The sequence below is a fragment of the Pelagicoccus enzymogenes genome, assembly GCF_014803405.1.
Lineage (GTDB): Bacteria > Verrucomicrobiota > Verrucomicrobiia > Opitutales > Opitutaceae > Pelagicoccus > Pelagicoccus enzymogenes.
In genome coordinates, this window is the sequence record NZ_JACYFG010000002.1 from 383211 (window position 1) to 409579 (window position 26369).

General features: G+C 57.1%; 22 protein-coding genes. 13 read left to right on the plus strand and 9 right to left on the minus strand.

Translation table 11 applies throughout. The features are described from left to right. Nucleotides 1–6 precede the first annotated feature (6 nt). The 4 genes from IEN85_RS01340 (at nt 7) to IEN85_RS01355 (ending at nt 4461) form a co-directional block, all read left to right on the plus strand. On the plus strand, nt 7–708 hold the full coding sequence (locus IEN85_RS01340) for a LytR/AlgR family response regulator transcription factor (RefSeq protein WP_191615261.1): 702 nt from the start codon (nt 7–9) through the stop codon (nt 706–708). A 111-nt stretch (nt 709–819) separates the two neighbouring features. Next, nucleotides 820–2166: an ATP-binding protein gene (locus IEN85_RS01345; protein WP_191615262.1), complete on the plus strand. Its 1347-nt coding sequence runs from the start codon at nt 820–822 to the stop codon at nt 2164–2166. After that, complete coding sequence (locus tag IEN85_RS01350) at nt 2163–3407, plus strand: tetratricopeptide repeat protein (RefSeq protein ID WP_191615263.1); 1245 nt, start codon at nt 2163–2165, stop codon at nt 3405–3407. The genes IEN85_RS01345 and IEN85_RS01350 overlap by 4 nt, the downstream gene beginning before the upstream one ends. An 85-nt stretch (nt 3408–3492) precedes the next feature. Further along, nucleotides 3493–4461 (plus strand): D-2-hydroxyacid dehydrogenase, encoded by a 969-nt coding sequence (locus tag IEN85_RS01355; protein WP_191615264.1) that lies wholly within the window; start codon nt 3493–3495, stop codon nt 4459–4461. Between the two features lie 38 nt (nt 4462–4499). Here the strand turns inward: IEN85_RS01355 and IEN85_RS01360 are convergent, their stop codons facing one another. From IEN85_RS01360 to IEN85_RS01370, 3 genes are all read right to left on the minus strand, one after another. Continuing rightward, nucleotides 4500–5249 carry a 5'-nucleotidase, lipoprotein e(P4) family gene (locus tag IEN85_RS01360; RefSeq protein ID WP_191615265.1) on the minus strand — a complete coding sequence of 250 codons (750 nt, stop codon included), beginning with the start codon at nt 5247–5249 and terminating at the stop codon, nt 4500–4502. Nucleotides 5250–5427: 178 nt separating this feature from the next. After that, nucleotides 5428–5991: a hypothetical protein gene (locus IEN85_RS01365; protein ID WP_224772385.1), complete on the minus strand. Its 564-nt coding sequence runs from the start codon at nt 5989–5991 to the stop codon at nt 5428–5430. Between the two features lie 256 nt (nt 5992–6247). Beyond that, nucleotides 6248–8158, minus strand: a complete 1911-nt coding sequence (locus IEN85_RS01370; RefSeq protein WP_191615266.1) for a RecQ family ATP-dependent DNA helicase — start codon at nt 8156–8158, stop codon at nt 6248–6250. A gap of 211 nt (nt 8159–8369) precedes the next feature. Between IEN85_RS01370 and IEN85_RS01375 the strand changes: the two genes are divergently transcribed. The 4 genes from IEN85_RS01375 (at nt 8370) to IEN85_RS01390 (ending at nt 13197) form a co-directional block, all read left to right on the plus strand. Then, complete coding sequence (locus IEN85_RS01375; RefSeq protein ID WP_191615267.1) at nt 8370–9383, plus strand: aldo/keto reductase; 1014 nt, start codon at nt 8370–8372, stop codon at nt 9381–9383. A gap of 452 nt (nt 9384–9835) precedes the next feature. Continuing rightward, a complete protein-coding gene (locus tag IEN85_RS01380; protein WP_191615268.1) occupies nt 9836–10495 on the plus strand; it encodes a PspA/IM30 family protein in 660 nt (219 codons plus the stop codon). 20 nt (nt 10496–10515) lie between these two features. Next, nucleotides 10516–11883 carry a hypothetical protein gene (locus IEN85_RS01385; protein WP_191615269.1) on the plus strand — a complete coding sequence of 456 codons (1368 nt, stop codon included), beginning with the start codon at nt 10516–10518 and terminating at the stop codon, nt 11881–11883. A 195-nt stretch (nt 11884–12078) separates the two neighbouring features. Continuing rightward, complete coding sequence (locus IEN85_RS01390; protein ID WP_191615270.1) at nt 12079–13197, plus strand: hypothetical protein; 1119 nt, start codon at nt 12079–12081, stop codon at nt 13195–13197. 7 nt (nt 13198–13204) lie between these two features. On the opposite strand, the gene IEN85_RS01395 is transcribed toward IEN85_RS01390, so the two are convergent. The 3 genes from IEN85_RS01395 to IEN85_RS01405 all read right to left on the minus strand — a co-directional run bounded on the left by IEN85_RS01395 (nt 13205) and on the right by IEN85_RS01405 (nt 15721). Further along, nucleotides 13205–13954: a lysophospholipid acyltransferase family protein gene (locus IEN85_RS01395; protein ID WP_191615271.1), complete on the minus strand. Its 750-nt coding sequence runs from the start codon at nt 13952–13954 to the stop codon at nt 13205–13207. A gap of 67 nt (nt 13955–14021) precedes the next feature. Further along, nucleotides 14022–14816 carry a GNAT family N-acetyltransferase gene (locus IEN85_RS01400; protein ID WP_191615272.1) on the minus strand — a complete coding sequence of 265 codons (795 nt, stop codon included), beginning with the start codon at nt 14814–14816 and terminating at the stop codon, nt 14022–14024. A 170-nt stretch (nt 14817–14986) separates the two neighbouring features. Then, complete coding sequence (locus IEN85_RS01405; protein ID WP_191615273.1) at nt 14987–15721, minus strand: M48 family metallopeptidase; 735 nt, start codon at nt 15719–15721, stop codon at nt 14987–14989. Between the two features lie 467 nt (nt 15722–16188). Here IEN85_RS01405 and IEN85_RS01410 point away from each other — a divergent pair, with 467 nt between their 5' ends. From IEN85_RS01410 to IEN85_RS01420, 3 genes are read left to right on the plus strand one after another with little or no spacing between them, the layout of a single operon-like run. Then, nucleotides 16189–17901: a hypothetical protein gene (locus tag IEN85_RS01410; protein WP_191615274.1), complete on the plus strand. Its 1713-nt coding sequence runs from the start codon at nt 16189–16191 to the stop codon at nt 17899–17901. Nucleotides 17902–17937: 36 nt separating this feature from the next. Then, nucleotides 17938–18864, plus strand: coding sequence for a hypothetical protein (locus IEN85_RS01415; protein ID WP_191615275.1), 927 nt, complete (start codon nt 17938–17940; stop codon nt 18862–18864). A gap of 18 nt (nt 18865–18882) precedes the next feature. Continuing rightward, nucleotides 18883–19323, plus strand: a complete 441-nt coding sequence (locus IEN85_RS01420; RefSeq protein WP_191615276.1) for a hypothetical protein — start codon at nt 18883–18885, stop codon at nt 19321–19323. 99 nt (nt 19324–19422) lie between these two features. On the opposite strand, the gene IEN85_RS01425 is transcribed toward IEN85_RS01420, so the two are convergent. From IEN85_RS01425 to scpB, 3 genes are all read right to left on the minus strand, one after another. Further along, on the minus strand, nt 19423–20457 hold the full coding sequence (locus tag IEN85_RS01425; protein WP_191615277.1) for a Gfo/Idh/MocA family protein: 1035 nt from the start codon (nt 20455–20457) through the stop codon (nt 19423–19425). 71 nt (nt 20458–20528) lie between these two features. Beyond that, nucleotides 20529–21596 (minus strand): prephenate dehydratase, encoded by a 1068-nt coding sequence (gene pheA, locus IEN85_RS01430; RefSeq protein WP_191615278.1) that lies wholly within the window; start codon nt 21594–21596, stop codon nt 20529–20531. Between the two features lies 1 nt (nt 21597). Next, complete coding sequence (gene scpB / locus IEN85_RS01435; protein ID WP_191615279.1) at nt 21598–22563, minus strand: SMC-Scp complex subunit ScpB; 966 nt, start codon at nt 22561–22563, stop codon at nt 21598–21600. A 156-nt stretch (nt 22564–22719) separates the two neighbouring features. Between scpB and ilvD the strand changes: the two genes are divergently transcribed. Next, a complete protein-coding gene (gene ilvD / locus IEN85_RS01440; RefSeq protein ID WP_191615280.1) occupies nt 22720–24414 on the plus strand; it encodes a dihydroxy-acid dehydratase in 1695 nt (564 codons plus the stop codon). Between the two features lie 132 nt (nt 24415–24546). Beyond that, a complete protein-coding gene (locus IEN85_RS01445) occupies nt 24547–26127 on the plus strand; it encodes a glucose-6-phosphate isomerase (RefSeq protein ID WP_191615281.1) in 1581 nt (526 codons plus the stop codon). Nucleotides 26128–26369: the final 242 nt, after the last annotated feature.

Sequence of the window (26369 nt, forward strand, 5' to 3'; positions counted from 1 at the left end):
CCGAAATTGAATATCCTTATCGTAGAAGACGAAGCGAGCATCATGGATCGCCTCAAGCGACTCACTCGGAACATCCTGGGCGAACGTCTCCAAAATCTTGCTACGGCACAATCCTTGGCCGAAGCTGAGGCGACTCTGAATAATTCCGCGTGCGACGTCCTCATGCTGGACCTCAACCTGAACGGAAGAGACGGATTCGAACTCCTCAGAAAGCTCGCTAGCCGCTCCTTTCACACCATCGTCATTTCCGCTTACACCTCGCGGGCCATCGAAGCTTACGAACACGGGGTCATCGATTTCGTGCCCAAACCTTTCGACGAGGAACGCCTCGCCCAGTCCTTTCGACGCATTCTCGGGCACGATACGCAACGTACCCACTTCGCCAAATTCCTCGCCGTCCGTTGCCACGGACGAATCGAGCTCGTCTGCCTCGATGAGATCGAACACATCCAAGCCGACGGCCCTTGTTCCCACATCATCAAAACCGACGGCTCAAGGCGGGCCCACGACAAGATGCTCAAGGATCTCGAACTTCTTCTCCCTCCCAGCTTTGAGCGCGTCCACAAATCCTACATCGCGAACATGGCCGCCGTAAGCGGCCTCGCAATGGGTCCCGACCACAAGAACTTCCTCCAATTTTCCAGCCGACGCAGCATCCCCCTCAGTCGCAGCAAGACCAAGGAACTCAAAGCAAAGCTCGGCTACTGAAGACGACACGTATTCTAAGCTAGAATACGCTATTTCAAAACGCATGTGACAATGGGATTGCCTCGTACATTCGCCTAGCCAATTAAGGATCAGACTATCCCAACAAATGCCATGAGTGAAGAACCGCAGGAAATCCAAGCCCTCCGACAAGCCCTCGCCTTCAGCCCAGACAACATTCCGCTGATCGGACACCTCGCCAACGCCCTCCTCAAGTACGGGCACTTCGCCTCCGCAGAGCGCGAACTCAAGTCAGGCCTTTCGCAGGACCCCGGCAATCGCGACTTGCAAATCGCCCTCGCCAAAGCCTACAGCCAGCAGGACAAGCACTCCGAAGCACTCGTCGTGCTCGAAAGCCTCGAGAAGAAAAACCAGCTCGAAGCCGAGGGCCACCTTCTCTTCGCCAAGCTGCTCAGCAACACCACCGAGCTGGTCCTCGCCGCTGAGCACTACAAGAAGGCCATCGCCCTCGACCCCAAGTGCGAGGACGAGGAAGTAGCCGACGAGCTCGCACCCTTCCTCATCGAAAGCTCCGACCCACACGACCATCCCAACAAACTCCCCGCCGGCGACCACCCGGGCGAATTCGAGACCGACGTGCAAAAGCCCAAGATCACCTTCGCCGACGTCGGCGGCATGGAATCGGTAAAGGAGCAGATCCGCATGAAGATCATCCACCCGCTCAAAAATGCGGAACTCTTCAAAGCCTACGGGAAAAAGATCGGCGGCGGCGTTCTCCTCTACGGCCCACCCGGCTGCGGCAAAACCCATATCGCCCGCGCCACCGCCGGCGAGGTTAAAGCCAACTTCATCAGCATCGGCCTGCACGAAATCCTCAGCATGTGGATCGGGCAAAGCGAAAACAACCTGCACGACCTCTTCGAGCAAGCCCGCCGCAACGCCCCCTCCGTGCTCTTCATCGACGAGGTCGACGCCGTAGCCGCCAACCGCTCCGACATGCGCCAAAGCGCCGGTCGCCAGCTCATCAACCAATTCCTCTCGGAGCTCGACGGAGTCGACTACTCCAACGAAGGCGTGCTCGTCCTCGCCGCCACCAACGCCCCTTGGCACCTTGATCCGGCTTTCCGCCGCCCCGGACGCTTCGACCAGATCGTATTCGTCCCGCCACCCGACCTCGAAGCCCGCACTTCAATCCTGCAGCTCATGCTGGCCGAGAAACCATCCGAGGACATCGACTTCGCCAAGCTGGCAAAGAAAACCGATGGCCTCACTGGAGCCGACCTCAAGTCCATCGTCGACGTCGCCGTGGAGGATACCCTCGACGAAGCGATGAAGACGGGCAACATCGTCCCCCTCCGCACCAAAGCCCTGCTCAAGGCCGCTTCCAAGACCAAGGCAAGCTCCAAGGACTGGTTTTCCTCCGCCAAAAACCACGCCCTCTACGCCAACCAGTCCGGCCTCTACGACGAAATTCTCGACTACCTCAAGATCAAGCGATGAGCAGCCCAAACCTCGAACGCGCTCAGCTCCTGCTTGAGCAAAACCGCGGCTCCGACGCCGAAGAGTACGCCCGCTTGGCGATCCAAGACGATCCCAACGCAGCCCTCGCCTACCTTTACCTGTCCTCCGCCTTGATGCAGCAGAACAAGGACCGCGACGCTCTCGCTCCCGCGCAGGAGGCCCTCAGCCTCGATCCCGACAACCCCTACACGCATGCCCACATCGCTCGCGTGCACTACCATCTAGAGAATTGGAAGAAGGCGGAGGCCGCAGCCAACCAAGCGCTGCGGATGTATCCAGAAGATTCCGACATGTTCGGACTGCTCGCGTATTTGGCCGCCCGCAAGGCCGATTGGGAAAAGTCGCTCGAGCTCGCCGAAACGGGCCTCAGCTTCGACTCCGACCACGTGCTCTGCACCAACGCCCGAGCCAACGCACTCACCAAGCTCAAACGAAGCGACGACGCCCAAGACTCCCTCGACTACGCGCTCAAGCGCGATCCAGAAAATCCATACACCCACTACCAAAAAGGACACGTCCTGCTCGAAGGGGGCAAATACGACGAAGCCGCCAAACACTTTTGCGAAGCCCTCCGCCTCGCCCCGAATTTCGAGGACGCCAAAGAAGGCCTCGTCGAAGCCCTCAAAGCCAAGCACTTCGTCTACTCCCTGTTCCTGAAGTACATCTTCTTCATGAGCCGCCTCAAACCCGGGGTGCAAATGGGAATCATCTTTGGCGGCTATTTCGCGCAACGCATCCTCTCCGAAAGCCTCGCCTCCGCTGGACAGTATGGAGTAGCTTCCGCCGTGCGTATCGTCTACGGCGTGTTCGCTTTCTTCACTTGGACCGCGAGCAGCCTCTTCAACCTGCTGCTTTTCGTCCATCCCATGGGACGCTACGCCCTCTCCGAGCGCCAACGCAAAGTCGCCGCTGGCGTGGGAGCCTGCGTCGCCATGATCCTAGCCAGCCTCGCCCTCCACTTCAGCACTAACATCGAGGGATTGCTTTACGGAGCTCTCGCCTTTGCCACCTGCTCACTTCCCGTCGCCGCCGCAGAATACGCGACCAATCCGGGGAAGCTAAAACTGCTGGGCCTCGTCATCGTCGCCCAGTGTCTCTGCGCCCTCGGCGCTTTCGCTCTTTACCTCTCCGGCGATCCCGCCACTGCCGACGGTCCCGCCACCATCGCAATCATCACCGGCGTCGCCTTCACCTGGCTCAGCGCCTTCTTCCGCAACTAGATGTTTGAGGGAAGCGGCCTCCTGCCGCGATCTCCCAACACTAAAAATCGCGGCACAAGGCCGCTGCCCACCCCCACCACTCTCCATGCCTTACAAGATATACATCGACTTCCCCCTTACTCCTGAACTCAAGTCCCGCATCGTAAATGGGACACGCGGGCACCAACTCGTAATCCCCGCCAAGCCTGCAACCGTGCTCGGTCTCGGCGATATCGAGCCGGAATTCTACGACTGCGACATCATATTCGGCCAACCCCAAACCGATGCAGTTGCAAAAGCGTCATCCTTAAAATGGATACAAGTCAGCTCTTCCGGTATCACCCGCTACGACACTCCAGACTTTCGGGAGGCGATGACACAACGCGGAATCCCCATATGCAACAGCGCCCACGTATTCAACGAGGCCTGCGCTGACCACGCCCTCGCCTTCATGCTCGCCCAATCTCGCCAGCTTCCCCAAGCCCTCGCATCCCAAGCGCCCAACGGCACCGAAGCCTGGCAGGCGATCCGTTCAGGCGGCGTCCCCTTGCGGGGCCAAAGAGCGCTCATCCTCGGATTCGGGGCAATCGGCCGTCGTTTGGCAGAGCTGCTTGCCCCTTTCGAAATGCAGCTTACCGTATACCGACGCACGCCACGTGGCGACGAAGGCATGCCTGTCGTATCCGAATCCGAACTACCAGCCGCTCTCGCCGAGTCCGACCACATCGTCAACATCCTGCCCGACAGCGAGGCGACCAAGCATTTCTTCAACGCAGAACGATTCGCCCAACTCAAGCCCAGCAGCGTCTTCTACAATATCGGCCGCGGCACCACCGTCGACCAAGACGCTCTCGTCGAAGCCCTGAAGAACCAGCAATTGCGCGAGGCTTGGCTCGATGTCACAGATCCCGAGCCCCTGCCGTTGGATCACCCCCTACGCCAGCAATCGAATTGCTTCATCACTCCGCACACTGCTGGAGGATTCGCCGGAGAAGCCGAAGCCTGCATCGATCACTTCCTCAAAAACCTCGCCCGCTTCGAAAAAGGCGAAACATTGGAGAACCGCGTCATTTAGGCGTTACGAATGGTGGCGCGGCTTCCCCGAAGACGCCTTCAAAACTTGGCGTTCGTCGCCCACGACCCGTAAACCGGATTTGGGAAAACGAAATACTTGTATCCAAAATCCGAGAATGCAGACGACTCGCCTTCCTTCGCCAGATCCTGCGTTAGCCCCGGAAAGTCAGTGATGTTATCTCCAAAAAACATCACGATCTCGAAAGCCTCCAAACCAGCCTTCGCGTTGCCGGATTCGACCCGCTCCCAACGCGGTTCCTTTTCGTCGTCGTCTTCCATCAATAGGACCACGTCAAAAGGGACTCCCAGTTTTATAAGGTTCGCTTCCGTAGATTCCTGAACGACGACGCTACGGTTCGAAACGATCGCTACCTTGCCCCCCAGTTCCTTGACCCGACGAGTAAACGCCACCGATCCCGGCACCGCAGGAGCCTCTTCCCGCCGGCACCAGTCGTGCCATAGGTCCATGTCGAAATCAGCTCCCCGCCGCTCCTTCGCCTCCAGGGAATTATCGAGCACCGTCTCGTCCGCGTCCAGGGCTACGCCCCATTGCTTTCCTTCGAACTCTCCCGAAGCGACCCGTTCCTCCAGCACCTTCGTCGCTGACGCATAAAGCTGGCGAGTCATGGCCTGATACTCCGCCGCGTTGCGCATCCAATGCAAATCGTTCGGCATTGACGCCCACTCTTCCGCTTGCAACTCGCTGATGCCACCGTCCAGCGAAGCAGCGACAGGAACCCGCGAACAAACTCCCAAAAGCAAAAGGACCGCAGCTCCTGCCCTGTTCATACTTTCTCGCTTAAAAACCCTCTTCGCAAACATGCAGAACTTGCTGACATCAGCCTGACAAGCACGCAAGTTAAGACGCAGCCAAAATTTCATTACACCGAAGTTTAGGCTATATCTAAATTTCGGATACAAAAAAGCCGACCGCGTTACGCGGTCGGCTCGAGAGAAAGTCTAACAACTATCGACGAGAGAAGCGCCGGAAACCGACAAGCGCTGCGATCCCCATAAGCGAGAGAGCAATTCCCCCAGCATCTGGAACTGCATTTACCTCAACGGTGATATACTCGGTGTTGTCATAGGCATTGGAATCCCAGTACATGAGCTGCAGGACACCCGCTTCGGGGGCCACACCCGCAAAGGACGTTCCGAGCAAAATGTAGCTCGAACCGATCTTGCCTACCAGAGCTCCGTAGGGAGCCGAAAAGCCATCGTCATTGTAAGGACCGAAGGCCTGTCCGATAAGCGTTCCCACACTCGCTCCAGAATCATCCGTCCCAGTCGCAAACAGGTTTCCGAGCAGTCCGTCAGCATTCGACCAGCGTGGATTCGCTCCCGCGCTCCACAGATCATCCAGGGATGCGTTTGTTGTGAACGCCTGTCCGGCAGATAGGGAGATAGTGTTCACAGGCGTTCCCCCATTGGAGGAATTGTCCTTCGCGTAAACGTCGTACGAAATCGCATGCACCGCTGGAATGGCAACGATGGCGCCGATGAGAGCTGATATTTGGAGTAATTTTTTCATGCTGTTTTTTGGGTTAATAACTTTGGAATAGAGTCCTGACTCTATCAGCAAAACTAGTGCCATCACGTAGAGCCTAGCACGGGCTACTTCCATAAGTAATTCCCCCTTCGCAACTTCCAGCTGCAGGAAAAATCCAAGTTCCCCTCATTCTCGAAGAATACGTAAGGCAACTCGACGAGTGACAAAAAGCCAGACAGATCTGGAAGGCTCAACCCTTAGATGCAGAGGGACTTAGAGAATTCGAAAACAAGCCCAATCACAGCCCCTTCTCCAGTTCTTCCAACACAGCTTGAAAAGGGGCCGTTTCCAACGCTCCAAACAACGGCCCCCTGCTGCTTCTCGTTCTGCTGGTCTTCGGACTTGTGATGCCGCATAGAAACCGGGCCGCCTCGCGCGGCGCCCCCAACCCAGCCGGGCGCTCGTTCCTGAAACGGGACAGGACCTCTCGCTCCCCATCGCTCAAGCCGCGATCCACCCCTTTTATCGAAACGACTCTTCCGCTCCGGCAATGCTCGCAGTGTCCGCAAGCCTGCTCAAGCGTTTCGCCAAAATAAGCCAACAGGTGCTGAGTTTTGCAGCCATCATGATTGATCAAGCCCACGACTTGGGCGATGCGTCGCAGGTTGCCCTCTTCGTTGCGCTTAACCTTCCCGATCAAGGAGGCGCGTACCCTCTCTGCGTCTGGACGCGAGAGGATTCGCATCCCCTGGCGCAAACCGCTGACTCCTACTTCCAGCATCCCCAACTCCTCGAGGTGGTTGAAGGCTTTTACGATACGTGCCCGATCCGCTCCCAATGCGGTCGCCGCCGTATCCAAATTCAAGTAACTCCACGTTTTCTTCTCCTCCGCCTGGGCAAGCAAGCTACGCAAAAACTCGCCCGGCTCTCCCTTGAAGGCAGCCAATACATTCGCCTTTGGCTGCAAGTACTTGAACTTGTATTCACTGTAGAAGGGAGCCGTAAATTTAATGATTCCCTCTAGCTCCAGATATGTCAGCAAGGTCCCTAGCACCAACCCACGAATATCCGTGTCCTGGGAAAGATGATACATCGAAATATCGAATTCGTCTTTTTGCCTGAGGATAAAGGCAACCAACGAGTCGACCGCTTCCTCCGTAGGCGTATCGCCGAACACGAAGTTTTCCAGCACAACCAAATCGTCGTCGGACCCCAGCACTTCGCAGTACGATTCCTTTCCATCTCGTCCCGCGCGTCCAACTTCCTGCGAATAGTTCTCCAGCGTTTTCGGCAGATTGTAATGATAAACCCGCCGTATGTCAGATTTGTCGATACCCATGCCAAAGGCAATCGTCGCCACTACGATCCCATCCGCCGACGCCATAAACCAATCTTGGATCTCCGAGCGTTGCTCGCTCTTCATTCCCGCGTGATAGGCTCGCGCCGAGAAGCCCGCAGTCCCCAAAGCCTCCGCGACCTCCTCCGCGGTTTTCTGCAGCGTGACGTAGATCACAGTTGGACCATGGGCATTCTGCCCCAAGCGCTCCTTGAGAACCTGTATACGTTGCGACTCAGGAGTCGGCGAAAAGCAAAGAAAGAGATTGGGACGATGGAAACCTGTATTGACATAGGCCTCCGGCTTGATTCCGAACTCCCGTATTATGTCTTCAACTACAGAAGGAGTAGCAGTAGCTGTCAGCGCCAGCACCCGCTCGACCTTCAGTGCCTTGGCCGCAATCGCCAACTTCAAGTACTCCGGGCGAAAGTTATGTCCCCACTCGGATATGCAGTGAGCCTCGTCAATGACCATCAGCGATATGGAATTCCCTTCGATTGCCGCAAAAAAGCGTTCGTTGGAGATACGTTCAGGGGCGACATAGAGGAGCTTCAAGGAGCCCGCCCTCACATCCCGGTAGACCTGACGCGCCTCTTCCGCCGAAAGGCTCGAGTCGAGCCGAGCCACTTTCACACCCTTCGACTGCAGAAAGTCGACCTGGTCCTTCATCAAGGCGATCAGAGGCGAGATCACCACCGTCAGACCATCAAGCAACAGCGCCGGCAACTGGTAACAAAGGCTCTTGCCACTCCCTGTAGGAAAAACCGCCAGTGCCGAATTTCCATCGAGAATTTGCTCGATGATCGCTTCCTGCCCCTCTCGGAAGGAAGTAAACCCGAAGACTTCGGACAGCGTCTCTTTTAACTTTGGCATAGGCACGCTTCGACGCTCTCAGGGTCGCCTGTCCGTTGCAAGCGACCATATCTGCCAATCGCATAGAGCAATACCAAAGTCGTCAGTTTTCGTGTAGGTGAAGTTCAATTACACCTTATCTGTTGGGATCCCCCTAGGAAGCCTTCAGCTAAACGGTTGAGCCCCACAGCCTGTTGACGCCTGACTTGAAAGCCCGAAAATGCTAGTTAACATGGATACCCCCCGTCCAATAAACCGCCGCCATTTCCTGAAAACCTCGAGCTTGCTGACGGCAGGCTTGATCGGAGCCCAGCTTCCGCTTCGAGCCGAAAGCTCAGACGCTCTCGGCTACGTGCTCCCCAAACGCCCCCTGGGCAAGACGGGCCTCGACGTGACGCTCTTCTGCATCGGCGGCGCCCACATCGGATCACACTCGGAAAAGTCTGCAGCAGCTCGTATCGAAGCGGCGATCGAGGGGGGCTGCCGCTTCTTCGAAACTGCCCAAGGCTACCAGAAAGGCCGTAGCGAGGAGCGTTTCGGCAAGTTTCTCACCCCGAAGTACAGGGAGCATATCACCCTGATGACCAAGACGACTGCCGAAGACGGAGCAACCGCCCGCCGACACCTCGACGAATCTCTCAGCCGCATGAAGACGGACTACTTGGACATCTATCTCATGCGTTGGATCAAGTCGGAAGAGGACGCAGAAAACCGTATCAAGAACGGAGTCTACGACTTCTTGCTCGAGGCCAAGGCCGCTGGAAAGATCAAGCATATCGGCTTCAGCGGCCACACCCACCCGGATGCCAACATCCATATGATGCGACGCGGCCTGCCAGAGCTCGAGGTCGTGCTCATGCCAATCAATGTCGTCGATACCGGCTACCACAGCTTCATCAACCATGCCCTGCCGGTCGCTCTCGAAAAGGAGCTCGGCGTAATCGCCATGAAAACAATGGCCGGCGGGTCCTTCTTTGGCGGAGCCGCTCCCTGGGGACGCAACGCCGGAGAAGACCGCCAAGCCATCGTTCCCGAAAAGCTCACGCCCAAGGAGGCTCACCACTACGCTCTTTCCTTCCCCATCGCCTCCCTTACCAGCGGCACCGCCACCGTCGAACAGGTAAAGGAAAACATCGCCAGCGCCCGTAGCTTCGCGAAACTCGACGAAGTCCAACGCCAAGAAATAAGCCAACGCGTCGCCACCATCGCAGCTACTGGTTCACTGGAGCACTACAAAGGCTACTAGAGCGGTATAAGCTAAACACTTATTACATTTTGTAGGAAGCGACTTTGCGTCGCGATCAACCGGTCTCCAATCGCGACCCAAGGTCGCTTCCCAAGGAGGAAATGCAGATAGGAATTAGGCAAGGAACTACAATGACACCCACCAGAGCCTATCCCTGCATCCCATGAAATGCCGCGCTTCAGAAACAGTCTGGAGCCCTTTCGTCATGTCTCCTCTAAACACTAACGTTTGGATCGACTGTACATTTTACGCCTGGCTCACACTGGCAAAAAAACACCCGAAGAACCCCATCGAGACGAGTCTCCCGAAAAAGAACAAACCGCCTTTCCAACTGTAATTCAACACCTTAGAAAACATTCGCCGCAGAATCAGTCACTTCTCTGGCATCCCCCGTGCAAAGCCTTGTTCGAAAAATGGCAAATCGCCATCCAATGAACACAACCGCACGCATAATGAGAAAACTCAAGATCTGGACCGCCAGTATCGTCTCCGGCTTCGACTCTGTCATCAGCAAGGTCGAGAACCACGAATCCTTGGTGGCAAGCTCCATACAGGAACTGCAAACCGCCGCCGCCCACGCCACGGTAAAGCTTGGCCGCCTGAAGCAGGAAATCCGACGGATGAAGGACAAACGCTGCCAGTTGGAGCAGAGCCGCGAACGCTGGAAGGAACGAGCCCTCGCCCTCCGCGAAAGCGACAAAGCGAAAGCCATCGAGTGCCTGCGCCGCGGCAAAAGCGTCGAATCGGAAATCGCTCAGCTGGAAAAAGAAATCCCCAGCCACAACCAACTCGCCGACAGCATCGAAGCTGACCTGCGAAAGCTGCAGAACAAGATCGACGAGCTCAAGCTGCGCAAGCGCGCCTTCAGCACCAGGGCCAGCCGTGCCAAGGCCATGAAGATTTGCCAAGACTACTCGGCCACCTCCGGCGAGCAATTGGAAGACACCTTCGAACGCTGGGAACTGAAGCTCGCCGAATCAGAAATCGCATCCAGCGCCTGCACCGACTCGCTCGAGGACGAATTTCTTCGCGAGGAGGAATTCGCCGCCCTCGAAGAGGAACTCGAGCAACTCGAGCCCTCCCTTGAGAACAAAACAGCTCACCAAGCATAACCCCCAACCCAATCTCCAGAATGAACCAAGATAGCGCCCTAGAACAACTTCCCCTGCCAGAGGCAGGGGCCAATGAACAAGACGAGGAAGGCCAATCAGCAGACGAACGACGCATTTGGAGTCGATTGCCTCAATTGCTTCGATGGATCGGCGGCCTTTCGCTAGCCGGCTCGGCCATCACCTTCTTGCTCGGAGGATGGATGGACGCCGCCCCCTTAATCCGCTATTACAGCTTCTTCGCTCTCACCAGCGCCCTCACCCTAGCCGGCGTATTCTGCGGACTGAAGCTCAAGGAAGACAAAGGAGCGCGCACCTTCCTCTCTCTGGGAACCGCCTTCATCCCCGTGCTCTTTTGCCAATTGGGCGCCATCGTTTACGCGCAAATCAAGGGAACGACGTCCCAGTTTCCTGAATACTTCGAAGTCTTCCAGTTTTCACCCATCGGAACGTCCTTGCTCATATTGACGCTAGTGGCGGCATTCGTACTGCTCACCGCATACGCGTTCTTCGGTTTTTCAGCAATGGCACGGCCTGCCGCCAAGAAGCTGACCGCCCTCTACCTATTGGCCAACACCGCTCTCCTCGTGCCTTTGCGTGACGAATTGACGGTAGCAAGCATGGGCTTCGTCCTTCTTGGATTGCTCGCCTACTTCGATCGCAAAACCTTCTCGAAATCGAGCGTTCTACGCACCTGGGACGGAAGAGCGATGCGTTCGCTGCTGTTCGTGCCTTTCGGCCTCCTGCTGCTACGCAGCGTGCTGCTCTACGAAACCTCGAACCTTCTGGTTGCCCTCTTCTCTGCTTCCATTGCCACACTGTTCTTCTTCGGACTGCCACAGGCTACCAACAGCGTCGCCTGGAAACGCTTCTACCAGCACCTCAGCCTTCCTCCCCTCGCGGTCGCCTGCATCAGCATAGGGTTTCCGATCGCAGATCGTATCCGAATTTTCGGTACGGACTCGTATTTCTTGCTGCTCGTCATGCCGAGCGCACTGCTGGTGATTCTCCTCTCGCACCGAACCCGCGAATCCGGACGCTCTTTTCGCTTCATCGCGACCGCTACCGCGATCAGCGTGGCCACTCTGCAGATGGCAAACGTCGACGGCCTTTTCACCGCTCTCACCTCTCTCCTCGTAGCCATCGGCTGCACGATATACTCCTACACCATTCGCGAGAAGATCGTGCTCTTCATGGGACTCGCCGGCACGGGCCTCAGCCTCGCATACCACGTGAGCTACGCCGCCGAACTCTATCGCAACAACTTGTGGCTATCCCTCGCAGCGACTGGTGTCGCCGTTATTCTGGCCGCCTCCTACGTCGAGCGAAACTGGCAGACGCTTCTCGCCCAAGGCAAGGGCTTCCGCCGCAAGCTCGACGATTGGAACTAGGAAAACAACGCCTTTCCGACTTGGAGATTGGAAAACCGCAGCGGCGGGCTCGTCGAGAGCCCGCCGTTTTTGCAGGAACATCCTTTCCGTTTGGCAAAGGGCTGCTGATACCTAAGCTGTCGCTTCGATGAAGCCGAAAACCCACGACGCGAAACAAGCCTCGCTCGTCACCACTGCCTCCATGCTCCCGACACAATGAAGGATAAAAATGCCTTTAAAACTCCGATCGTGATCGGAGTCATTTTTTGGTTAGTCGTCACCTTCGTCGTCATCTGGGGGGCCACGGACGAGCCGAAGCTCAACTTTTCAACTAACTATCAGGACTACTACCCAGACCCAGAAGGTGCTGAAGAAAGCCATGCACTTATCCGGGAGCTCACTGAGATTCAGATTTCTCCCTATATACATAGCTCAATACGGAGCAGGGAGTCCAAAGTAAGACAGGAAGCAGCAGCGACACGTAATGAAGGAAAAGGCTTCGATCCTTACAAAATCCAAGATCTCTCATTCGAAGGAAAACTTGAATACCTCAAAGAGCACTCCAAAGAGATTAGACACAATCGAGATCAACTGCAGGAAGCCGAGAGGATCATCACGGAACTTGAAGCATTCGATCTGATAGGAGGAGCTCCGAGCGATTTTCCTTTTTCGTCAGGATTCAACTATGGCAATCTTCGCACCTATGCAAAAAGTTTGGCCTGGAATTCGATTCTGGATGCAAACAACGACTCGGCGGACCAAGCGCTCTTAAAGCTCCACAACTATGCAGACCTTGCAGAGAGAGCAAAGCCATGCGCTCGATCGCTGATAGAGCAGCTCTCATGGACAGCTGTCTCCTTCATTTGCCTTTCGACTGCAAAGGATATAGTAGAAAACTACGACGTATCCGAAGATACGCTACGTGAAGGGATAATTAAGATTCAAATACGCGTCGAACCTCTCGAATTATTAAGACGCACATTCATCCAAGAAAAAATATTCTTCAGCAACACAATCAGTCTCTTGCCGAAGACTCGAATAGCGGGATACCCCACACTTTTGGAGAATCAAACAGCGAATCAACTCTCTACACATCTCGATGAACTATATCAACTGGCTGAATCCGGTAAATTCTCGCAAATAGAGCTCGAGATAAAGAGTTTCCTCGATGGGAACAGTGGATTTCAGATAAAAAATTGGGGTGGGTCGCAAGCAACTATCAATGCCTACCCAAATGTCATTCAGTTTTTCAGCATGTTTTCGAAGAACGAAAGGCTCATCCTAGAGTACCAAGAGCTTCTCAGAAAAAAGTTGAAATCCAAACAGCTAGAGTAGGCAACCCCTAGCAGCGATACTTCTCGCTCAAGCCTAGAACCTCCTCGTACAATTCCTTGGCGAGGGCCTTGCGATCATTACCGGGCCGTCGTTGGTTTCCGAATACAATCGTAGCTCGAACGGACTTAACCTTGCAAAGGCGAAGCAGGTGAGAGGCAAAGCCCATGTCGCCCCACCAGCAAACGTCTTGAGCCACGTCGCCTTGCTCGCATTCATATTTCAAATACGCCGGAGTGATTGGCCAATCGTTGTCGACAAGCGGTTGCAAGAGGGAGGCTCGATAAGGCAGCACAGCTCGACCGTCCGTGGAAGTGCCCTCCAGAAAGAATGTCATGTTCAAACCTGCCTCGATCACCTCGGAAAAGCTAGCTTCCTTTGTCGCCACGTCCGATCGGCGCCTGCGATCGATGTACAGCGTCCCCGCCATGCGGCAATAGGAGCCTACCACCGGCCAAGAATCAACCTCCACCTTCGACAAGAACACCTGAGGAGTCACAGAAGCCAAGACGATGATATCCATGTAGCTGAGGTGATTGGGAGCAATGAATCCGCCAGCGGGGACCGGGCCTACCACCGAAACGCGAAAGCCCATCAGCTTCAACATGCGAGCCGCATTGCGCTGCAACCAAGCTGAACGCTCCGGCCGACTCGGCTTTCGGCCAACACGAAAGAGAAAGTCCAGTCCGGCAATCGCGAATACGCCGACGAGACCCAAAAGTCGGCCTAGCTGACGGAGCTTAGCTACGAAAAAATTCACGCATCGTTTCAATGCGAACCAGCAGCTCCTTTACAAGCTTTTGGCGTGAACGACAAAGGCCTTGCGACTAGCCCAAAAACTTGGACATGGCTCGCGGGCCCAGCGATCGCAGGTCGAGCAAGGTCAGGAAATCGATCGTCTTGAACTCCCGATCAAGCGCCGGCTCTCCGCAAATCCGCGCCCCTAGAGTCAAGTAGGCTCGCATCAGGCGCGGGATGTCCACCGTGCGGGACAGGGCAATGATTTCAGACTCGTCCTCGCCGGTTGCGCTGCAGTCGTACTTCTCCGTGGCCTTCGTCAGGAATTCAGGAGCGACCAAGTAGCGGGACAGCTTCCGAAACGCTGCCTGCCCTTCCAAAGGATTGGTAGAGGTAATGGAGCTGCAGCCGATCAGGTAACGGGCTCCGCAAAGCTTCGCGTATTGGGCGATCCCCTTCCAAAGCAAGCCAAGCACCACCATGTTGCGGTGCTCCTTGGCGATGCAAGCCCGCCCCAGCTCGATCGTCTCCGACCGGATCGATTCGTAAGGAGCGAAATCGAACTCTTGCTCGCTGTAGTAGCCGATGTTGGCCAAAGCGGACTCGCCTGTCTGCAAACGATAGGTGCCAATGATCTCACCTGAAACGACGTGCTCGACCAGCAGATGGTCGCACACCAAGTCAAAGGGATCCGCGTCCTTACCGGTCGCCTCAGACGCTGCAAGGCCTTCGCCTAGCTCTAGGTTGAAAACGCGGTAGCGAAGTCGCTGAGCCTGGGCGATGTCGAGGTCGCTGCCGGAGATGCGGACTTTGTAAGCAGAGGTCGGTGACGGAGGTATGAAGCGTTCGACCCGCTTTCTCCTATCGTTGGCGCTGATGGGCATAGCTTTAAAAAATGAGGTAGAGAGCTGGATTCCTCATCCATCTAAGTCTCGCATCATCCATTTCAGGACAAGGGAGTCAATATCGCCCAAACGGGAAGCTACGCTTTTAACGCAGGCGTCACCTCGCATTCACCATTCTGATACAAAACGCCCGCTCAGGCTCGCAGCTATCAGTAAAAGAATTCTTTCGACTTCTCGTACTCCGCGAGCGCGTCTTCCAAGTAGCTATGCAGGGCGTTGAGGCGATCCATGGAGGATGGGTGGGTGGAATTGTAGTTGTTGCCCCCCATTCCTCCTTCCAGCTCGACCATGCGCTCCATCACGGTGATCGCCGCGTTCGGATCGTATCCGGCTTTTGCCATGTACATGATACCGATGTGGTCGGCCTCCGCCTCTTTCTTCTGGTCCCAGGCTTGAGCTGCTTGCCCCGTGCCAATGCCGTAGAGTCCCATGATCATGGGCGTCATGTTGATGTAGGAACCGCCCCCTAGACCGGCCACGCCCGCTCCCGTCACCGCGGCTGCGATTCCCACGAGCTGCCCGCCGGCGCCGATTACCATCTGCTGCGAAATGCGTTCGTGCGTGTGCCGCGCGGTCACGTGAGCGATCTCGTGAGCCACTACCGAAGCAAGCTCATCCTCCGTCTTCACGATTTGAAAAAGCCCCGTGAAGATGCCGACTTTGCCGCCCGGCATGGCAAAGGCATTCACTTCGTTTTGGTCGAACACTACGAATTCCCACTCCGCCAATGGCATGTCCCAAAACACTTGCTGGGAAATCCGATTGCCCACCGACTGCAACATCTCGTTGTAGGCAGCATGGGTAGAGATCGGCATTTGCCGCTTCATGTCTTCGAAAGCGGCGATCGTCATCTCCGCCACCTTCGTGTCGGACGTGAGATTCATCTGCTTGCGTCCTGTAACAGGTGTAGTACTACAAGAGCTGAGAAGAACGGCGGAGCTAAGCAGAACGGGCAGGATAAACTTTGAAGTCTTCATGGTTGGAACAAACGGGTCTACACGTAACAACAAGGGATACGTCCGGAAACAGGACTTGGTTTCAAAGACCCTCGCCTCAAGTGGCCACTTTTGCAATAGATAAGCCCAACTCTGCGTATCCACTTCCTAGGTCGATTTCACTAGGCGTTTACCTAGCGGAAAATACCTCAGATCCCGATTGAACACCGCCGCCGAATGCTCGTCCAATAGACTTAGGCTGAATCCAGATTCTTAAGCTTTTCGTAATTTCCTTCAACGACGCTTCACTTGTGCACGCAATTGGCATAGTGTGACCCATCGTTCGTTCAACCACTCGTTAACCAAGCAACCCGACACCCCCGCAAGAAGCGACCTTCACAAAGGAGTTTTAAATCATGGCAGATCTCCAAGATCCCTCTCAACAGACGCCCAAGAAACACAAGGTTATCCACTGGAATCCCGAGGAAGACGACTTGGGGGCAAATTCGAAGCCAGCCGTGAAAGCCTACTTGGGTGGCGCCATCGTAACCCTGCTCGTGGTGGGTATCGGAATCGTCAGCTACTTCCTGTTCTTCTATACACCCCCAACCGCTAGCCCGGAGGAAATCGCCGCCGCCGGAGCCGCCGCCGAGGCTGACCCTCGTCGCGCCTTCGAAAGCGTTTCCCGCGCCCAGGGAATAAAGGATTCCGTAGACCGCCAGCTCGAAGCCGCCCGCCAGATGCCGATCACCGGCAACGAAGTGCTGCGACAAAAGCTCATCAATATCGAGAAGGAGAAAATCGAGGCCGACGACCTCATGGCCAAGAACCGCTTCGCCCGCGCCATCGCTCAATACAACAGCGTCGACGCCCTGATCGAAGACTTCACGACCGAAGTCGAAAACAAGCAAAAGGCCCGCGGGCTCTACGACGGATTCCTCGTACGCTCCGGCGAGCTGGAAATCGTCAAACACTTGGACGAGGATAGCTTCGAAGCCGCATTCGGGCTCGCATCCGAGGCCAAGAAATTTCTCGATTCCGGAAGTTTCACCCTCGCCCTCCAAAGAATGGAAGAGGCATCCAAGTCCCTCGACGCGGTCCAGCAAGCAAAGCAAGAGTTCATCCGCAGCAACGCCGCCCAAGGCAACCGCTTCATTGCTCAAGGCAAGAGCGAGGAAGCCATCGCATCCTTCACCAAAGTCCTCGAACTGGACCCCACCAACGAAGAGGCGCTCAAGCAGCTAGAGCGCTCGCGCGTCGCAGACAAAGTCTACGCAGCACTCGAATCCGCGAAGGCCAGCGAGGATTCCGACCAGCTCGAAACAGCCCTGCAGCACTACCAGCAGGCAGCTAAAATCGACTCCGGTTCCGCCAAGGCCCAGTCCGGGGTGTCCCGCGTCAAACGCAAGATCGCCGAGAGAGACTTCACCGCAGCCTATTCCGCAGCCCAGATCGCGATCAGCGAGTCACGCTTCCAAGACGCCATCGTGAACTACCAAGCCGCCCTGGAGATCTTTCCCGACCGCAGCGACATCGAGGCGGCCATCGAGAGAGCGGCCGCGGAAAAACACCAAAACGACATCGTCACTCGCATCACCCAAGCCTACGAGTTCGAACGCGAGTTCGACTGGGAAAGCGCCCGCAACCTATACCAAGAGCTCGTCCAGATGGAACCTGACCTTAAGGAAGCCAAGGATGGGCTTTTGCGGACCGGCCGCATGATTCGCAGCATCCTGCGCTACGAAACCCTCATCGAAGTCGCCAAATCCGAAGCCCAACGCACAGAATTCCAGCTGGCGATACGAACCTTTGACGAGGCAATGCGGTCTAAGCCAGAGTACCTCGCCTTGACCGAGGAAGGAGAACGCCTCCGCAAGTTCCTGCAACTGCAGAGCCAACCCGTCTCCGTTACCCTCATTTCCGACGGTTCCACCTGGGTCAGCGTGCAAGGCCCCTCGATGCGCAAACCGGAAAAGTTCGACACCACCACAGTCGACCTGCTCCCCGGCAAGTACTTCATCATCGGCCGCAAGAAAGGCTACCAAGACGTTCGCTTCGGCATTCAAATCCGAGGCGGCATGAGCCAAGACCCCATCACCGTCTCAGCTAACGTTAAAAACGATTACTAAATCCGTCCATTTCCCGAACCCCTGACCACTCGAAACATGGCAAACTCGCACAAATACCTTCGTCGCCTAGAACTGTTTTCTGTCGCGCTGGGCTTGAGCGCTTTCGCCACAGTCCAAGCCCAAATCGATCCCGATCCCTCGATCTACGACGCGGTGCAGAACGGGGCGAGTTCCAACGGAGGCAAGATCAAAGGAAACAACACCCCTTTGGGCGGTAGCATCACGCCGGTTAACGAATCGCAGCTCCCTCCCATCGAGATCCAAACCAACATCCCCGGCATCAACGGAAACCCGCTCGGCATGCCTGGCGGCATGGCCGGCGCCGTAGCCCAAGCAGCCGGCGGCAGCTCGGGAATGCCTCCCATCATGGGCGGTGGCAGCGGCGGAGGACAAAGCGGAGGACAAAAGAGCCCCTTCCCCATGCCCTCTTCCCAAAGCCAATCGCAGTCCCAGTCCCAAAGCCAAGGCCAGCCGCCGATGGGCCAGCAGCAAAGCAGCCAAGGACAACAGGGACAACAAGGGCAGATGCCTCAAGGCCAACAATCCCAACAACAAGGTCAGCAAGGGCAACAAGGGCAACAAGGGCAGCAGTCGCAAAACCAGCAGGGACAGCAAGGACAGCAGTCACAGAGCCAACAGGGACAGAGCGGACAATCCGGTAGCCAATCCTCCATTTCCAGCCAGATGCCACCCGCTCCCGAAGAGCAAGCGATCGGCAGCGAAGGCGAGCAGATAGACCCAAATGGCGAGCTCGCCTCCGACGGTGAAAGCGGCGAGTCCGGCGAAAGCGGAGAAAGCGCGGAAACCCAAAACGCCCGCAAAGGTCGGCCCAATTCCAGCAACCAACAAAACGAAGCCACCGAAGGCGATGGCCAAGCCATGCCCGAAGACATCGGAGGCTCCTCCGGTAGCAAACGCGGCAAGGGAACAATCGACGACGTCGCCGTCCCTTCGAATCTATAGTTCTTGATTCACCCCACTATGAAAACGCTTCTCGCAGTCGCTGTCGCCCTCGCGGCCACTTGCCTCGCCCAGGCCCAACAAGAGAGAATTATCGTCTATCCTGTCGAAGCCATCGCAGACGGAGCTCGTTTCTCGAAACAGAAGTTCAACGAAACCTACCCTGGAATCGACGTCACCCAGTACGGACTCTCCGACGAAGGCTGGTACATTCGCTACAAACACGAGCTGCTCACCTACCTCTACGGACCTCTTGAGGACCTCAACTACGCCCGGCGACAAAAGAAGCTTCTCGAAGAGATCCGACTCTCGGTCGTTCTAAAGAATCCCTCCTTGAGCAGCAGCACCGTCGACATCATCCGCTTCGACTTCAACGCCACTCCGGACAACATGGGCGTCGCCGAGGACATCGACAACCCCTACCTCATCCCCGAACTCACAGGCGAAGAGGGAAAGAAATAGGAGCAAGAACCAGAACTTTCACCCCACAATAAAAAAGAGGACCGCTTCATCCGAAGCCGTCCTCTTTTTTTAACTCCAAAGCAGCAAATTCGCCGCCCTTCACACGCTCACCCAAACGGAATCTTCCGCCAGCGACTTGATCGCCGCATCGGTGAAACGCATATAGGCCAGCCCGTCCGCAAAATTCGTCAGTTCGATAGGAGCCCCTTCGCGAATGCTATTCACGAAATCCGCTTCCACGTTCCAGTCCGCAACATCTTCCGGAGCAGGTTCCACGACCGTCTCCTTACCACCAAGCAAACACTTGCTCAGCTTACCTGCCTTCAGGTCCATGCGAAGCGTTCCCTTGCTGCCGGCGATTACATATCCATCGCTTCCGGATCCGAGTTCCAGTCCCGTCATGCGACCGACGAGGCGCAGACCACTTTCGTACTCCGCAATCACGTCGATGGTTTCAGGGATCTCCACCTCGACCAACTCTCCGTTGGCGCCCTTCTGTCGTTGCTTCGTGAATACGGCACCGCTGGCCAGCAAACGATCAGGTTCCTCGCCTAGCCACCGCTGCACGACCTCGTAATAGATGCCCAGCATCAAGGTGTTGTTGCCGCTCAGCGCCCGGTCCTGCCTCCAGTTCAACGGAGCCTTGCTGTCCACGTTGAGGCCTAGAGCCTTGGTAAAGGAAACTTCCCGCAACTCGCCCAACTCGCCGGAGGCCAGGATCTTCTTGATCGTCGCATCCCACTTGAGAGTGAAAGGAGAAGGCACGATCTGCGCCACGAGCTCAGGCCGGTTCAAAGACGCCTCCACCATGGCCTCGCCTTCCTCGGTATTCATGGCCATGCGAGCTTCCGTCAAAACATGCTTGCCCGCGGCTAAAGCCGCAACGGTGATCTCCGCGTGCAGGTACGGCCACGTGCCAATGCAGATCGCATCGATTTCCGGATCGGCCACCACTTCCTTCCAGTCCTTGGCGATGCGAGGAATATCAAAGGCATCCGCCACCGAACGCGAAGACCCTTCGCTGCGGTTGCAAACGACATCGACGCTAACGCCCTCGATCTCCTTGAACCCCGGAATATGACGCAACCGCGTGTTCGCTCCTGCTCCAATAACCCCAATCCTGAGCTTCTTCATGCCCAGAAAAATGGTGTATTCCAAAGTGGACTACAATCCCGAACTCCAAGGGAGAACGGAATTATCGCCGCTTACTTGGCGTTCGGGTAGCTACCCAGCCACTTCACGAAGGGACAAAACGCTTTCAGCTCCTTGACCGCTTCAGCCACTGGCTCCTCTTCGAAATGCCCAAGCACATCCAAGAAAAAGCAATACTCCCACGCCGTCTTGCCGCTGGGACGCGACTCGATCTTGCTAAGGTTCAGGCCACGCGACGAGAAAACATGCAGCGCCTTTTCCAAAGCGCCCACCGAGTGGTCGACCGAGATCAAGAAGCTCGACTTAAATTCGACGCCCGACGCGTATCCGCTCGACTCCTTGCCGATCACGAGAAAGCGAGTCGTATTGTCCAGACGATCTTGTATTCCCTCCGCAACTACAGGCACCCCATAAAGATCGGAGGCTAGGATCGACGCGATCGCCGCCGCCTTCGGATCTTCCCTCGCGATCTGCACCGCCTTGGTCGTGCTGTCGCAGGCCTGCAGCGACGCATGCGGCAAGTGCGCGTGCAACCATTTGCGGCACTGCCCGATCGCCTGATCCTTGGAATAAACGCGTTCGATTTCACCCGGCTGGGACTGCGAAATCAGGCTGTGCGAAATGGGCGTGAAGATCTGGGCGCAGATTTTCAGGTCGGACTCGAAGAACATGTCCATCGAGTGCGATACCGCGCCTTCCGTCGAATTCTCGATCGGGATCACGCCATGATCCGCCTCGCCCTTAGCCACCAAATGGAAAACGTCAGGGATCGCTGGAGCCGCGATGTATTCGATGCTGGCGCCAAATTTCTTGATCGCCGCCTGGTGGGTGTAAGTCGCCTCCGGACCGAGATACGCAATGCGCATCGGCTTTTCCAAAGCAATCGCCGCCGACATGATCTCGCGGTAGATGGCGCGGATTGCCTCGTCGCTCAAAGGACCTTGGTTCAGCTTTCCGAGTTTGCGCAGGACCTGTTCTTCCCGGCTCGCCACATAGATCGGCGACCCTTCCAAACGCTTCACATGCCCGATTTCCGCCGCAGTGCGAACGCGCTCGTTGAGCAACTTGAGAACCTCTTGATCGATCTCGTCGATCTTCTTTCTTAGCGTATCCAAATCCATACTACTCGACAGGCTTTACTTCCTCCTCGGCTTCTTCCTCGGGCTCTTCGGGCAAATCGTCTGCTTCCGCAGGCTCATCGGACGCGTCCCCTTCCGTTTCCGCGTCCTCCGGCTCCTCTTCCAAATTCTCCGTATCCGCTACTTCCTCCTCGGAAGCGGACTCCTCTTCCTGATCCTCTGGCGCCGCATCCGCTGCATCCTCGGTCGCTTCTTCCGACTCCGACGCCGGCTCTTGGCTTTCCTCTCGCTTGTCTCCCTCCGGCAGTCCCATTTCCTTCTCGGTCATTTCCTGCTGGTTGGAAACTTCATGCAGCCACTCGTCGAGCTGGCCCGGCGACAAAACGTCGGAAGCAGGCAACTCTTCGATGGAGCGAATGCCCACGAACTCCAAAAACGCTTCCGTGGTCCCGTACTGAATCGGACGTCCCGGCAAATCCGCGCGTCCCACCACATGCACGAAATCGCGCTCGAGCAGCTTGCTGAGCGGCGAATCGATCGAAACGCCGCGGATCTTCTCGATCTCCGCCCGCACCACTGGTTGACGATAGGCGATCACCGCCAGCGTTTCGAGGGCCGACTGGTTCAACTTGATCGGACGCGGTTCGTCCCGCAATAAACTGATCCACTCCCCCACCGTCGGCGAAGTCACCATCAAAAAGCCGCTCGGCCGCTCGATCAGACGATACACCTCGTCCTTGTCGATCATCTCAGCCGCGATGCGGTCCATCGACTCGCGAATCTGAGTCGCCGTCACCAAGTCGGGCACTTCCGTAGTCGGCATGCCGTCGCCCGGCAAAAAGGGCTGCTCCGGCTCTTCGTAGTCCGGATTCTCTTCCACCTCTTCGCCCTCCGGCACTTCCCTCGCCGCATGGTACTTGGTAAACACGCCCTGGATTTCCTTGACGCTCAAAGGTCCGGACGCGCCAAAGAGGAGGGCTTTTAAAACTCGGTCTAAGCTGAATGCCATGGGTTAGGTAAGGAGGGAAAATCGTCGGTGAATTTGGGCCAAAGTATAACTTGATCGCAATCGGGCCCTCTGATGTAAAGGTTCTCTTTTTTCAGCACAGACCGCTACGGGCTGAGCGGAAGAAGGCAAATCAAACTTTCTTAACCCAATCCTCCCTTGAGCGACCAAGCCAAAACCAACCGCCCTCACTCGTCCGCATTGGTGGACGGCAACGACCGCGCCCCCGCTCGCTCCATGCTCCGGGCCGTGGGCTTCACCGACGAGGATTTCCAGAAGCCGCAGATCGGCATCGCCTCCACCGGCAGCGACCTCACCCCGTGCAACATGCACATCGACGAGCTCGCCACCCACGCCACCAAAGGCGCCGACGCCGGCGGAGCCAAACCGGTCAACTTCTCCACCATCACCATTTCGGACGGCATCTCCATGGGGACCAAAGGCATGCGCTACAGCTTGGTTTCCCGCGAAGTCATAGCCGACTCCATCGAGACCGTGGTCGCCGGCGAAAGCATCGACGGCGTGGTCGCCATCGGCGGCTGCGACAAGAACATGCCGGGCTGCATGATCGCCCTCGCCCGCCTCAACCGCCCGTCCATCTTCGTCTACGGCGGCTCCATTCTCCCCGGCCTGCACAAGGACAAGCCCATCGACATCGTCTCCATCTTCGAAGCGGTCGGCCGCCATGCCAAGGGCGAGATCGACGGAGCCGAGCTGAAGGAGATCGAGTGCAAAGCCATCCCCGGCGCCGGATCCTGCGGCGGCATGTACACCGCCAATTCCATGGCCACCGCCATCGAAGCCCTCGGCATGTCCCTCCCCGGCTCCTCCGCCCAGCTCGCCGTCAGCAAGGACAAACGCGAGGACTGCTTCAACGCGGGCAAACAAGTCGCCAAGCTGCTCGAGCTCGACCTCAAGCCACGCGACATCATGACCAAGGCCGCCTTCGAAAACGCGATCAAGACCTGCATCGCCCTCGGCGGCTCCACCAACATCATTCTCCACTTGCTGGCCATCGCCCACGCGGCCGACGTCGAGCTCAGCATCGACGACTTCGAGCGCCTCGGCGAACAAATCCCCTTGCTCGCCGACGTGAAGCCCTTCGGCAAGTACAACATGTCCCACCTCATTCGCATCGGAGGCATCCAGCCAATGATGAAGATGCTGCTCGATCGCGGGCTGCTCGACGGCTCCTGCATCACCGTCACCGGCAAGACCATCGCCGAAAACCTCGCCGACGTTCAGCCGTATCCGAAAGACCAAGACATCATCCGCGACTGGGACAACCCCATCAAGGAAACCTCCCACCTGCGCATCCTGCGCGGCAACCTCGCTCCCACTGGAGCGGTCGGAAAGATAACCGGCAAGGAAGGCCTCTACTTTAAGGGCACCGCCAAGGTCTACGAGAACGAAGAAGACTCGCTGCAGGGCATCCTGCGCGGCGACGTGGTGGCAGGCGATATCGTGGTCATCCGCAACGAAGGCCCGGTCGGCGGCCCCGGCATGCGCGAAATGCTTTCCCCAACCTCCGCCGTCGCCGGACGCGGCCTCATCAAGGAAGTCGCCCTCATCACCGACGGACGCTTCTCCGGCGGATCGCACGGCTTCGACGTCGGCCACATCACGCCGGAAGCCGCTTGCGGCGGCCCCATCGGCATCGTGAAAAACGGCGACGAGATCGAGATCGACGCCGTCAAAAACACCATTTCCCTCAACATTCCTCAGGAGGAGTACGAAGCGCGAATGGCAGCCTTCGTCCCGAAAGGTCCGGGCGAAAAGCGCGGCGTGCTCGGCAAGTTCGCCGCCCTCGCCGCTTCCGCCTCCGAAGGAGCCGTCACGGACAAAAACCTATAATCGCTTTAATCGTTCGGGCCGGCGCCCGGACGCTGCCAACTTTCTTCAGGTAGAGCCCGGGCGCCGTCCCGGGCTCTTCCTTTTTAACCACTAGAAATTTCATTCATCTCTCACGAGAAAACCACACATACTATGTCTTGGGACACCTACAAAGCACTCACCTTCAGTTTTCCTGAAGTCGACCTCTCGCTCGATCTCAGCCGTCTGGGCCTTCCAGAAGCTTACATCGACTCCCAGCGCGGCGCCTTCGCCAAGGCCTTTGCCGCCATGGACGAGCTGGAAAAAGGAGCCATCGCCAATCCCGACGAGGGACGCATGGTCGGCCACTATTGGCTGCGCGACGCCGACCTCGCTCCGACCGAGGAACTGAAGAACACCATCAATTCCAGCGTCGCCCAAATCAAAGCCTTCGCTGAAAAGGTCCACTCCGGTGCCGTCAAGGGCGCCAACGGCAAGTTCACCGACGTTCTCGTCATCGGCATCGGCGGTTCCGCCCTCGGCCCCCAGTTCATCGCCCACGCCCTCGGCGTCCCTAGCGAAGACAAAGCCCAGGTCCACTTCTTCGACAATACCGATCCGGACGGCATGGACCTCGCCCTCAACGCCATCGGCGACCGCCTGGGCAACACCCTCTCCCTCGTCATCTCCAAGTCCGGAGGCACCGCCGAAACCCGCAACGGCATGCTGGAAGCCCAAAAAGCCTACGCCGACATGGGACTCGACTTCGCCAAGCACGCCGTCGCCATCACCGGCGTCGACTCCAAGCTGGACAAGGTCGCCGTTTCCGAAGGCTGGCTCGAGCGCTTCGAAATGTGGGATTGGGTCGGCGGACGCACTTCCGTGCTTTGCGCCGTAGGCCTCGTCGCCGCCGCATTGCAAGGCCTCGACATCCAAGCCCTCCTCGACGGCGCCGCCGCCATGGACAAGGTCACCCGCGCCAAGGAAATCGAGAAGAACCCGGCCGCCCTGCTCGCGCTCGCTTGGTACTACGCCACCAACGGCAAGGGCGAGAAAGACATGGTCATCCTTCCTTACAAGGACCGCCTCCTGCTCTTCTCCCGCTACCTCCAGCAGCTCATCATGGAGTCGCTCGGCAAGGAATTCGACCTCGACGGCAACGTCGTCAACCAAGGCATCGCCGTCTACGGAAACAAAGGCTCCACCGACCAACACGCCTACGTCCAGCAGCTGCGCGAAGGCGTGCCCAACTTCTTCGCCACTCTCATCGAAGTCCTCAAGGACCGCAACGGCCCCTCCATCGAAGTCGAGCCTGGCGTCACCTCCGGCGACTACCTGCAAGGCTTCCTCCTCGGCACCCGCGAAGCGCTCGCCGAGAAGGACCGCCAATCCGTCACCCTCACCGTGGCCGAAATCTCCGAAGCCAGCGTGGCCAACCTCATCGCCCTCTACGAGCGCGCGGTCGGCTACTACGCCACCTTGACCAACATCAACGCCTACCACCAGCCGGGCGTGGAAGCGGGCAAGAAGGCTGCCGGTTCCGCCATCGAACTCGGCAAGGCCATCGTGGAAACTCTCGAAGCGAACAAGGGCGAGGCCCTCGACGCTCCTGCGATCGCAGCCAAGCTGGGCAAGCCGGAGTCAACCGAGCTCATCTTCAAGATCGCTCTGCACATGGCAGCGAACGCCAAGGCGGGGATTTCTAAGATCGACGGGACAGTTTGGCACGAGGCCAAGTTCCTAGTGCTTGCATAACCCGCGCTACTACCGTAGCTTTCTGGCCTGACTTTCAGTAAAACCTGAAGTCAGGCTTTTTATTTCCACGAATCCACCCACCTGCAGAAGGTCTCCCATTGAGGGTTCCGTTCCGACAAACCCTAGTGGTTAACCCGAAATACACGTTCGAATGAATCCTGCGCTCGACCCCCGTCCCCGCTTTCTCCATCCAGTGCACTTTGGCGCAATGCGAAGCGATCTCCCAAAGCAAATCTCGGACT

Bases quoted from the DNA above. Each gene is read 5' to 3' on its own strand.
- IEN85_RS01345 (WP_191615262.1), top strand. From the start codon at position 820: ATGAGTGAAGAACCGCAGGAAATCCAAGCCCTCCGACAAGCCCTCGCC.
- IEN85_RS01380 (WP_191615268.1), top strand. From the start codon at position 9,836: ATGAGAAAACTCAAGATCTGGACCGCCAGTATCGTCTCCGGCTTCGAC.
- IEN85_RS01360 (WP_191615265.1), bottom strand. From the start codon at position 5,249: ATGAACAGGGCAGGAGCTGCGGTCCTTTTGCTTTTGGGAGTTTGTTCG.
- IEN85_RS01425 (WP_191615277.1), bottom strand. From the start codon at position 20,457: ATGAAGAAGCTCAGGATTGGGGTTATTGGAGCAGGAGCGAACACGCGG.
- IEN85_RS01355 (WP_191615264.1), top strand. From the start codon at position 3,493: ATGCCTTACAAGATATACATCGACTTCCCCCTTACTCCTGAACTCAAG.
- IEN85_RS01390 (WP_191615270.1), top strand. From the start codon at position 12,079: ATGAAGGATAAAAATGCCTTTAAAACTCCGATCGTGATCGGAGTCATT.
- IEN85_RS01410 (WP_191615274.1), top strand. From the start codon at position 16,189: ATGGCAGATCTCCAAGATCCCTCTCAACAGACGCCCAAGAAACACAAG.
- IEN85_RS01365 (WP_224772385.1), bottom strand. From the start codon at position 5,991: ATGAAAAAATTACTCCAAATATCAGCTCTCATCGGCGCCATCGTTGCC.
- IEN85_RS01350 (WP_191615263.1), top strand. From the start codon at position 2,163: ATGAGCAGCCCAAACCTCGAACGCGCTCAGCTCCTGCTTGAGCAAAAC.
- IEN85_RS01415 (WP_191615275.1), top strand. From the start codon at position 17,938: ATGGCAAACTCGCACAAATACCTTCGTCGCCTAGAACTGTTTTCTGTC.
- IEN85_RS01445 (WP_191615281.1), top strand. From the start codon at position 24,547: ATGTCTTGGGACACCTACAAAGCACTCACCTTCAGTTTTCCTGAAGTC.
- IEN85_RS01385 (WP_191615269.1), top strand. From the start codon at position 10,516: ATGAACCAAGATAGCGCCCTAGAACAACTTCCCCTGCCAGAGGCAGGG.
- IEN85_RS01400 (WP_191615272.1), bottom strand. From the start codon at position 14,816: ATGCCCATCAGCGCCAACGATAGGAGAAAGCGGGTCGAACGCTTCATA.
- pheA (WP_191615278.1), bottom strand. From the start codon at position 21,596: ATGGATTTGGATACGCTAAGAAAGAAGATCGACGAGATCGATCAAGAG.
- IEN85_RS01370 (WP_191615266.1), bottom strand. From the start codon at position 8,158: ATGCCAAAGTTAAAAGAGACGCTGTCCGAAGTCTTCGGGTTTACTTCC.
- IEN85_RS01405 (WP_191615273.1), bottom strand. From the start codon at position 15,721: ATGAATCTCACGTCCGACACGAAGGTGGCGGAGATGACGATCGCCGCT.
- scpB (WP_191615279.1), bottom strand. From the start codon at position 22,563: ATGGCATTCAGCTTAGACCGAGTTTTAAAAGCCCTCCTCTTTGGCGCG.
- IEN85_RS01375 (WP_191615267.1), top strand. From the start codon at position 8,370: ATGGATACCCCCCGTCCAATAAACCGCCGCCATTTCCTGAAAACCTCG.
- IEN85_RS01420 (WP_191615276.1), top strand. From the start codon at position 18,883: ATGAAAACGCTTCTCGCAGTCGCTGTCGCCCTCGCGGCCACTTGCCTC.